This window comes from Microcystis aeruginosa LEGE 91341 (assembly GCF_015206885.1).
GTDB lineage: Bacteria > Cyanobacteriota > Cyanobacteriia > Cyanobacteriales > Microcystaceae > Microcystis > Microcystis aeruginosa_H.
This window is the reverse complement of the sequence record NZ_JADEXY010000045.1, coordinates 20,942-30,553: the sequence shown is the minus strand read 5'-3', so window position 1 is coordinate 30,553 and position 9,612 is coordinate 20,942. Positions and strand designations below refer to the sequence as shown.

Sequence of the window (9,612 nt, the reverse complement as noted above, 5' to 3'; positions counted from 1 at the left end):
GAATAAATAATCAGTTTTTAATAACTGGATTTAGTATCAGGAGATAAGATATAGGAGATAGGTATTGGGGTTTTAGGGTTTTGGGGTTTTAGTTGAAATTCCCCATTTCCCCATTTCCCCAACCCCCGATCCCATCTCATAGACAGTCTCAACGAGTAATTTAGATAGGGTTTGCTGAATAATGGTAAAACCCTTTTAAAATAAAGCTTTTGACCTGTTAAAGTCGGATGTTAGTGCAAGAAAATAGGATTGGGACTTTCAAAAACCTTGCATTATCCTTCTTGTAGTACATCGCTTGGTACAAAAAACAAGGGCAACAAAGCCTAAAACTCCTGACTCCTGACTCCTGACTCCTGACTCCTGACTCCTACCCCCAGGAAAAACTTTTTCAGCAGACCCTATTTAGAGTAAAATTTCCCTTTGTTGAATTGCCAATTTATGAGCAGGAAAACCCTCGTACTCGGCTAAAGTTTTCGTGGTTTCTTTTAACTTTTCAAAGCCTTCAGGGGTGACATAAGCCAAAGTAGAGCGCTTGAGAAAATCATAAACCGAAACCGCCGAATAGGAACGGGCAAAACTTCCCGTCGGCAGCACAGCATTTACCCCGATGGCGTAGGTAGCCATAGAGGAAGGAGTATGATTGCCCAGGAGAATTTCTCCGGCATTTTTAATCTTGCCCAGAATGGCAAAAGGATTACTAACTAAAAGCTCTAGATGTTCCGGGGCGTACTCATTGACGAAATCGAGGGATTGCTGCAAACTATCGGTTAAAATTATGCCCCCATAGGCGGCTAAACCAGCCTCGCAAAATTCCCGTCGCCAATCCGGGAGTTTTTGCAGGTATTCCTGAGCGTATTCACTAGCAGCGATCGCCACCTGTTCACTGTGGGTGACTAATAAAGCCGCCGAATCCGCCCCGTGTTCCGCTTCAATTAATAAATCCAAGGCCGCTAAACGGGCATCGGTGGACTCATCGGCCAAAACTATCGACTCACTTGGACCTGCTGGTAAACCCACATCCACAGTGCCGAATAGTAACCGTTTGGCCGCCGCCCCATAGACGCTGCATGGACCGGTAATTTTGTCAACCCTTTTGATATTTTTTGTTCCCAAAGCTAAAGCAGCGATCGCTTGTACGCCCCCTAACTTATAAATTTCTGTGACTCCAGCCATGCGTGCCGCCACCAGAGAAACCGGTTCCACGTTGCCCTGTTTATCGGGGGGAGTGCAAACGACAACTCTTTCCACTCCTGCCACCATTGCTGGTATGGCTAACATTAACATCATCGAAGGAAAAGCGCCGCGGCCCCGGGGAACGTATAAACCCACATTGGGGATAGGAGAGATTTTTTCGCCAGCAAAGACACCGGCTTCAATTTCTGCCAGTTGTATTTCTTCCGGCATTTGGCGACGATGTACCTCTTGAATATTCCGGAAAGCCTGTTCAATGGCGGTTTTTACTTCTGGTTCAATTAACTGAAAAGCCTGCTCAAATTCTGCCTCGCTGACTTTGATATTTTCTACCGTCGCACCTTCGTAGTCAAAACGCCGCACATAGTCCACAACGCCGGCATCCCCCCGCTCGCGGATGGTTTCTATCACCGTTTGAGCGACTTTGAGGGCGTTATCAATATCTAACTCGGCTCTTTTCTGAAGTTTTGCCCGTTCCGCGCCACTTAATTGCGAAAGTTTTAATATTCTAACCACTATGGCTGCTCCTACTGCCCCCGTCCTCTCAAGAATAGCGGGGAATCTGAATCTTTTTTGATTATAATGCAGATCATGTTTAAGCTCTCTTGCTGTTCTGTAAATGCGATCGCTCTTGGTTTATTATGGGGGGCGAGTGGTGCTGTGTGGGCAGAAACGGATTTAGACTTAGACCCAGAAATTCGGCAGGAAAGCCCGGTTTTAGAACGTTGGTTAGAAAAAATACCCGATATCGCCGAAGATATTCGCCGCGATCCTAGTTTTCGCACTCGTATCCGCTTGGGATATGCAGAGTTTCCTTCTAGGGATAATTCCAGTGGCGTGATTTTGGGGGTAGAAGATGTGTTTTTCGGTCAAACCAGTTTAACCCTAAGCGGCGATTATCAGACAGCTTTTAACGGCAAAAGGACGGCAATAGGAGGAAATTTACAATACTATCTCCTCCCTTTGGGTGATTATGTCAATCTAGCTCCCATGGTGGGCTATCGTTACATTCAAACAGGAAATTACAGCACCGATGGGCTTAACTTAGGATTAAAGCTCAAATTAGCCCTTTCTCGCACGGGGGCGGCAGATATCACCGTTAGTCAGAGTTTTATCTCCCCGGGTGGTGACAACGAGGTGGGATTGACTACTTTTTCGGTTGGTTATGCGATTACCTCTAATTTACGTTTAGCTGCCGATATTCAAGCCCAAAATTCCCGCGCTCGTAAAGATAGCTCTGTGGGAATTTTACTGGAATGGCTGCCCTAATTAGGTTCGTGGGGGCAGCCTGTGGTGTAGGGTTTTACCGATTCTTGGGACGTTTGGCAAAGCTCAGTAAAAAAAAGGAATTGGGAGAAAAAATTTTAATTCTGCGTCAAGGATTTTGCAAGGTGACTGGGCAACACTTTGGAATTCTGGTCAAATGCCCCTATCATGAGGTTGACTTTACTACTGATCGAGTTTAAAACTTATATAATTGTGGGTCTGAGGAGTGAAAACAGTGAAAAAAGTTAATTTTAACGGCCAACCTTTCCATTTTATCGGTATTGGCGGTATTGGGATGTCAGCCCTCGCTTATATCCTAGCCAAGCGCAATTTACCTGTGTCTGGCTCCGATTTACGTCCTACTCATATCACCCAACGGCTACAGGGAGCGGGAGCGCAGATTTTCCACCGTCAAGAGGCAAATAATTTAGCTTTATTTCATTCTCCTGGCCCTCAAAACAGTAGCCAAACGGTTCCGCAAGTAATCTGCTCCACGGCGATTAATGACCATAACAAGGAATATCGAGCGGCCAGAGACTTAGGATACCCAATTTTTCACCGTAGCGACGTTTTAGCGGCTTTAATCGCTGATTACGACAGTATCGCCGTTGCTGGCACCCACGGAAAAACCACCACTAGCAGCTTAATCGGTTACGTTTTGTTAGAAGCGGGATTAGACCCCACGATCATTGTCGGTGGTGAGGTGGACGCTTGGGAAGGTAACGCTCGTCTTGGTCAAGGTCGTTTTTTAGTGGCAGAGGCCGATGAGTCCGATGGTTCCCTAACCAAACACGCCCCGAAAATCGGTATAATCACTAATATTGAGCTAGATCACCCCGATCATTACCAGAATTTAAGCGAAGTTATCGATACTTTCCATGAATTTGCCAATCAGTGCCAGATTTTAGTCGCTTGTTTAGATTGTGACACGATCGCCGAGCATTTCCGTCCGACGATTAGTTATAGTCTCGATCCCGAAAAAGGTGCCGATTACACCGTCAGCGAGATTATCTATGAACAGGGAATGATGAAAGCTTCCGTCTGGGAAAAAGGCAGTTATCTGGGACAAATGGAAGTGAAAATCCCGGGGCAACATAATATTAGCAATGCTTTGGCAGTGGTGGCCATCGGACGTTATCTCGGTTTAGAATTTGCTGTTATTGCCGATGCGATCGCTACTTTTGCCGGAGCAAAACGCCGTTTTGAACACAAGGGAGAAGCAAACGGCATTACTTTTATCGATGATTATGCCCACCATCCTAGCGAATTGTTAGCCACGTTAGCAGCGGCAAAATTAAAGGTAGAAGGCAAACAGTACCAACGTTCGATCGCTATTTTCCAACCCCATCGCTACAGTCGCACCACTACCTTTTTAGAGGAATTTGGCTCCGCTTTCAGTTCCGCCGATGTGGTAGTCTTAACGGATATTTATAGTGCCGGGGAAGTGAATATCAATCACGTCACTGGGCAGCAAGTGGCCGAACAGGTGAAAAAACACCATAAAAACGCCTACTATCACCCCGAATTGAGTTCTTTAGGTCAATTCCTGCTAGAAATTCTCCAACCCGGCGATCTAGCTCTGTTCCTCGGCGCTGGCAATCTCAATCAAGTTATCCCCGAAATGCTCTCTCTTTACCGCGAACAATTAGCGGTTAGAGTATAGATTCAGTTATCAGTTATCAGTTATCAGATTTGAGTTTTTAAGTGAGCAGTATTAAATAAGTAGGGAGGCACAATTATTTGTAGGATGGGTTAGCGGCAGCGTAAGATGATCGTTGGGTTTCATGCTTCAACCCAACCTACGTTCTGCTCCCCATCTCCCCAACCCCCAATTCATAATTTATAATTCATAATTTATAATTTCCAACCCCTAAAACCCTGCTCCCCAACCCCCAATTCATAATTTATAATTCATAATTTATAATTTCCAACCCCTAAAACCCTGCTCCCCAACCCCCAAGTTATAATTCATAATTCATAATTTATAATTTCCAACCCCTAAAACCCTATGATTAAAACCTCTGTTTCTCTAGCTGATTTCACTTCCTACCGGGTGGGGGGAAGAGCGCAATGGTATGCCGAACCAGTTAATCTAGAGGAATTAAGAGAAGTGTTCGCTTGGTGGCAATCGCAAGATTTACCCTTAACTGTTTTGGGGGCTGGTTCAAATTTACTAATCAGCGATCGAGGTTTACCCGGACTTGTCCTCAATACTCGCCATCTGCGATCGAGTTGTTTTGATGCCGAAACTGCTACGATTACAGCAGCGGCGGGGGAACCCCTGCCAAAAATAGCTTGGAGAGCGGCAAAAAGGGGCTGGAGGGGCTTAGAATGGGCGGTGGGTATCCCCGGTACGGTGGGGGGTGCTGTGGTGATGAATGCGGGGGCGCATACCTCCTGTGTGGCGGATCGATTAGTGCGGGCGCTGGTATTAAATGCCGATGGTCAGTTAGAAACTTTAAGCAAAGAAGATTTAAATTATAGTTATCGCAGTTCTTCTCTGCAAGGGGATCAACGTTTAGTTATTGAGGCCACATTTCAGTTAGAAGCTACCGATAATCGCGAGGAAATAATGGCAATTACTACCCATAATTTACGCCATCGCAAAAGTACCCAACCCTATGATCGTCCCAGTTGTGGTAGTGTTTTCCGCAATCCTAAACCACAATATGCCGGGGCTTTAATTGAGGAAATGGGATTAAAAGGTTATCAAATTGGTGGGGCGCAAGTATCAGAATTACACGCTAATTTTATCCTGAATATTGGTTCAGCAAAAGCCTCGGATATTCTGCGTTTAATTCGTCATGTGCAGGAACAAGTGTTCGATCGCTGGTCCCTATGGTTAGAACCAGAAGTGAAAGTTTTGGGGGAATTTGACGGTATTTAGGGTGTGCTGAAAAAGTTTTTTGGTGGGGTTAAGGAGTCAGGAGTCGGGAGTTTCAGCCTTTGTTGCCCTCTCTTTTTGTACCAATTTTGTACTAAAACAAGGATAATGCAAGGTTTTTGAGAGTCCCAATCCGATTTTCGCAGCATGAACATCGGATTTTAACAGGTCAAAAGCCTTATTTTAAAAGGGTTTTACCATTATTCAGCAAACCCTATTTAATTATTTTTCTCGATAACGGTTGAACTCAGCCACGATGGGCTGCATGGGCGTTGCTAGACCGCCTCGCCAGGGGAGATCATGAACTTGTCCTTACAACTCGCCCTCCTGACTGCACTCTAGCAATACAAGCATATCCTCAATCACCTGACCAATGGGAGCATCTGTGCTGATTTCGATCACCCCTAGCATGGGCTGACCTTCTCTGACTCGATCATAGGCATAACGAGTAATCGTGGCGTTGTCAGATAAAGAGATGAGAAGGCAAAATAGATAGAAACTCAATGAAGGAAAAAAAGGGGTTGCTGAATCAAGGTATGAATGCCAACTGTGCATCGTATCCAAAAGTTAGTTTGGGTCTAGGTTTTAAAAATCCCACAAGAGAAGATTCATATCTCAAATCAGCAACGCCAGAAAGAAAAAAAAACGATGAAATGTCGAGAATGTAAAAGTGACCACATCAATAAAAATGGTCATCGTGGTCAAAAACAAAACTATATATGTGTAAACTGTGGTGTCAGTTCATCGATAGCTATGAAATCAAGGGCTATAGCGATGATGTTAAGCGCACCTGTCTGAAAATGTATGTAAATGGCATGGGATTTCGAGGCATTGAGAGAATGACAGGGGTCTCACGAACAACCATTATCGATTGGGTCAAACAAGTGGGAAAACTGCGGCGTTGTCAAATTGAAAGATGTTCAGAATCAGCTTGGAACTGAAATTACTTTGATAGCAAGGATTGCATTGCATCTTTCATATTCTAATCTGACAACGCCGTATCGATTGCCTCCTGATGGTGAGGAATCATTTGGGCAAGGTAGTTAAACTCGCTACTGACCTGCATATGATGCATCATACCCATGCCGTTGGGAGAAAATTGAGCAGAGGCGGAATCTGGAGAATTTCCAGATGGACGTGTCAGAAGTAAAGTTGAGGTGGCAGCCAGTCCAAGAGCGGCAACGGCCCCCAGCAGAATAATGGCTTTATTTTTCATTAGAAAAACCATGTCAAAACCTAACTATACTATAGCACTTACCCAAAAGTAACCAGAACTATAGCGGTAAGCGCCTGAGTGAGATACAAACCAAGCTTTGCCTAGCATGGTTTATAGCTCGTGACACTGTACCTCATACGACTGCACACCGCTATAGGCGTTCTCAGATGTTTTGAAAATCTCACAGGGTGGCCGATACAAAATTAAGTTATACTTCATCTTTATGAGAAACGATGCCATACTGGGAGCGAATTTTGGAGGGATTGACTACCATATTTAACTTCATTTGTCAAGAAATTCGCTCATTTTTAGGTGCGCCATCGCACTTAAACCCACAGCTGCAATCAATCTGCATGGTGCGTTCCCCAAAAATTGATCGCCGGATCAGTAGGAGCCACATTAGGGAACACACCCTACAACGATGGCTAACGGTGAAGTGCAGCGGCGGTAGATGAACTCAAACTCAGCACCAGCAGCTTTCGCCTGTCCGCTGCCACGCAGTGTTAGCTGACGGTTCAAGGGAATAACTCAAAGTAATCGCAGTGACTTGGACGAATGATCGAAAAATCTCGACGATCGAGCGTATAAACGCGAGTAATAGCGAGCCTTTCAGCTATGGCAACGATCGCTGCATCCGTAAAGTCAAGCTGATTGTCAGCATATTGTTCCAATATCTCATGCACTCGTACCAAGTCTTCTGGGATTACAGGTTCAACTTGAACCGTATCAGGTCTCATACTGGAGACAAAACGGCGCATTGCTTGGTGTCCCAATCTTGATGCAATCAGATAGCAGCTCTCAGGCAAGACAACGACAGGTAGAACCAATGGCTCATTCACGCTTTGAGCAATAGCCAACACCCGTTGATGATTGCGATCTCCCTGATCAGTTAAAGCAAACAAAAAACTGGTGTCGAGGATTGCTGTCATACTGAATTGCTTGGTTTAAGATTCCAGCCATACACCGGATCAATCTCATTGCCTAGAATCTCTTCATCACGTTCTGAAATATCCTGTTGACCAGAGTTGCCTAAACCTGCAACTGCAAGCAGAAAACTAGAAGAGTGAGTGGTCAGTTCTCTTTGATGGGCTGCTTTATAGTGAAGATAGTCAAGAAAATTAGACAGTTCCACTAAGGCCTCATCAGGGAGAGCCTTGACTGCTTCAAGTAGCGATTGCCGTTCTATAATGCTTCTATCCATTGCTAAATCTTAGATTAAGACTTTCCCTATTTTACTCCTCAACTCAGCAAACAGGCTCACTTGCTGGGTATCACAGCAGGTAACACCTGAATACAGTCCGCACAAATTGGAATGAAGTCAAAGATCACAGTTGGATTTTTTCTGTCAACCCAACCGACAGGATCAGCGTACTGCTACGCAGTGCCTTCGCCATCGCACTATAGATTTAGCGGTTCCATTGAATGCTTTAGCCAGCGGTTGGGTGCAGTGATTTGTTAGACGCTCGCTTAATTGGCAACCTAACTAATCTATCTTTATGAGCCAGTTGCTTCTGCTTTAAGTCATTAAAAATAGCTCTTAAGTCATATTGAAACGATTGAGCGTATTCTTCTCTATACTTGTGAATTTCATCGAGAATTTCATTTTTATACATGACTAGACCTCTAAGTTATATCCAATAAGCTCATAAGGAGTGCAAATAACTGGCAATATATATCCGAGATCAGAACTAATCTGAGCCAGCTTACGCTGAATTTGGGCATTTGCCATGTGCTTGCAGTTCCATGTTACCAAATAATCTAAGTTATAGACGGTTGCTAATGCCATATGTAAAGCGTCGTTAGATGCCTTTGGGCAGATTGCTTTGAGTCAGAAACGCTTGCGAAAGTTCAAACGCATCTTCTGTAAGTTCGAGAAGCATTAGGGATTGTAACAAGTTTAACCGTTGAGCGGCGATTATCGGATCTCCCTTAGCTGCCTCATCTTCAACGATCTCTGATGCGTAAAGCGTAAATGAGCTACTATGTTCGTTCCACCAATCTTGGGTGATCTTGATATTAGCAGCAACGATCAGATTGTCAGTGGGTCTGGCGGTTAAATGCCCAAAAATACTTGTTTCAATATAGACGCTTTCACTCACGGCAATCTAGAAAATCTATCCAACGTCTATCCTACTGCATTTAATCTTGGTTTTGAGGGTGTTGGGTAACAGCCGCCAACCCAACCGACAAGATCAGCGTACTGCTACCCAGTGCCTTCGCCATCGCACTTAAACCCACAGCTGCAATCAATCTGCATGGTGCGTTCCCCAAAAATCGATCAGTGGAGCAGTAGGAGCCACTTTAGGGAACGCACCCCACGGCTGCTGAGCAAGTTGTGACAAAAACATACTTTTCGTTTGTTGCGTTTGTTGCATTTATTTCGTATGTGGGCTACACTAGGCCGTAGTAACTCTGGACAAGAGTTCAATCAACAGTATGAGCGGGACAAGACAATGGCTACTGGAATCGCTGATTTTCAAGAGACAATTGCACCGACTGCGGCAGATACAGAGCTTGCGCGTGAGTCAAGCCGTCAGCTTTCAAGATTTCTAAGCAAACGCCCTGTTGGAAACCACTTGCCTGACTTCAGACTGCGTGTGCAGGCGGATAATGAGCCAGAAGAAGTGGTTGTTATTCCGATGTCTGCATTTCGCCTTTTAACTGATATTCTGACGCAAATGGCTCGTGGCAATGCAGTTACTTTGATGCCTGTATATGCTGAGTTAACGACACAACAAGCAGCAGACCTCTTGAATGTATCACGTCCATTCCTGATCAGTCTGATTGATGATGGCCAGATTCCATACCGAAAAGTGGGAACTCATCGCCGGATTCGATTTGACGACCTCATGACCTATAAGCATGACATAGACCAGAAAAGATTACAAACTCTTGAAGAACTCACACGCGAAGCACAAGAGTTGGACATAGGCTATTGATTGTGAGCAACTTCACTGCATTATTCGACGCGTGTGTTTTATATGCAGCTCCTCTACGGGATTTTTTGATGCGTTTAGCATTGACAGATTTGTTCCGTGCCAAATGGACTGTTGAC

Annotated in this window: 9 protein-coding genes and 4 pseudogenes; 6 read left to right on the top strand and 7 right to left on the bottom strand. The window is 44.7% G+C overall.

The window, feature by feature from the left end; translation table 11 throughout:
• Nucleotides 1-402: 402 nt before the first annotated feature.
• Nucleotides 403-1,707: a histidinol dehydrogenase gene (gene hisD / locus IQ234_RS09100; RefSeq protein WP_193956856.1), complete on the bottom strand. Its 1,305-nt coding sequence runs from the start codon at nucleotides 1,705-1,707 to the stop codon at nucleotides 403-405.
• A 66-nt stretch (nucleotides 1,708-1,773) separates the two neighbouring features.
• Between hisD and IQ234_RS09095 the strand changes: the two genes are divergently transcribed.
• From IQ234_RS09095 to murB, 3 genes are all read left to right on the top strand, one after another.
• The gene (locus IQ234_RS09095; RefSeq protein ID WP_193956855.1) at nucleotides 1,774-2,460 is read left to right on the top strand and encodes a hypothetical protein; all 687 of its coding nucleotides are present in this window, start codon (nucleotides 1,774-1,776) and stop codon (nucleotides 2,458-2,460) included.
• Between the two features lie 232 nt (nucleotides 2,461-2,692).
• Nucleotides 2,693-4,120 (top strand): UDP-N-acetylmuramate--L-alanine ligase, encoded by a 1,428-nt coding sequence (gene murC / locus IQ234_RS09090; protein WP_193956854.1) that lies wholly within the window; start codon nucleotides 2,693-2,695, stop codon nucleotides 4,118-4,120.
• A gap of 345 nt (nucleotides 4,121-4,465) precedes the next feature.
• A complete protein-coding gene (murB, locus tag IQ234_RS09085; protein WP_193956853.1) occupies nucleotides 4,466-5,344 on the top strand; it encodes a UDP-N-acetylmuramate dehydrogenase in 879 nt (292 codons plus the stop codon).
• Nucleotides 5,345-5,653: 309 nt separating this feature from the next.
• Here the strand turns inward: murB and IQ234_RS09080 are convergent, their stop codons facing one another.
• Entirely contained in the window at nucleotides 5,654-5,905 is a 252-nt protein-coding gene (locus IQ234_RS09080) for a hypothetical protein (protein ID WP_193956858.1), read from the bottom strand.
• Between the two features lie 84 nt (nucleotides 5,906-5,989).
• On the opposite strand from IQ234_RS09080, the pseudogene IQ234_RS09075 reads away from it, so the two are divergent.
• A pseudogene (locus IQ234_RS09075) lies at nucleotides 5,990-6,237 on the top strand (transposase-like zinc-binding domain-containing protein); the annotation flags it as partial.
• Nucleotides 6,238-6,335: 98 nt separating this feature from the next.
• Here IQ234_RS09075 and IQ234_RS09070 read toward each other — a convergent pair.
• From IQ234_RS09070 to IQ234_RS09050, 5 genes and pseudogenes are all read right to left on the bottom strand, one after another.
• A pseudogene (locus IQ234_RS09070) lies at nucleotides 6,336-6,569 on the bottom strand (DUF305 domain-containing protein); the annotation flags it as partial.
• Between the two features lie 503 nt (nucleotides 6,570-7,072).
• Nucleotides 7,073-7,486, bottom strand: coding sequence for a type II toxin-antitoxin system VapC family toxin (locus IQ234_RS09065; protein WP_193956851.1), 414 nt, complete (start codon nucleotides 7,484-7,486; stop codon nucleotides 7,073-7,075).
• Nucleotides 7,483-7,758 (bottom strand): hypothetical protein, encoded by a 276-nt coding sequence (locus tag IQ234_RS09060; RefSeq protein WP_193956850.1) that lies wholly within the window; start codon nucleotides 7,756-7,758, stop codon nucleotides 7,483-7,485. The genes IQ234_RS09065 and IQ234_RS09060 overlap by 4 nt, the downstream gene beginning before the upstream one ends.
• Nucleotides 7,759-7,984: 226 nt before the next feature.
• Nucleotides 7,985-8,170: a hypothetical protein gene (locus IQ234_RS09055; RefSeq protein WP_002757942.1), complete on the bottom strand. Its 186-nt coding sequence runs from the start codon at nucleotides 8,168-8,170 to the stop codon at nucleotides 7,985-7,987.
• A gap of 2 nt (nucleotides 8,171-8,172) precedes the next feature.
• Nucleotides 8,173-8,656, bottom strand: a pseudogene (locus tag IQ234_RS09050) (type II toxin-antitoxin system VapC family toxin).
• 354 nt (nucleotides 8,657-9,010) lie between these two features.
• Here IQ234_RS09050 and IQ234_RS09045 point away from each other — a divergent pair.
• Both IQ234_RS09045 and IQ234_RS21940 read left to right on the top strand, forming a co-directional pair.
• Nucleotides 9,011-9,496: a helix-turn-helix domain-containing protein gene (locus IQ234_RS09045; RefSeq protein ID WP_193956849.1), complete on the top strand. Its 486-nt coding sequence runs from the start codon at nucleotides 9,011-9,013 to the stop codon at nucleotides 9,494-9,496.
• A pseudogene (locus IQ234_RS21940) lies at nucleotides 9,496-9,606 on the top strand (PIN domain-containing protein); the annotation flags it as partial. The gene IQ234_RS09045 and the pseudogene IQ234_RS21940, both read left to right, overlap by 1 nt.
• Nucleotides 9,607-9,612 lie beyond the last annotated feature (6 nt).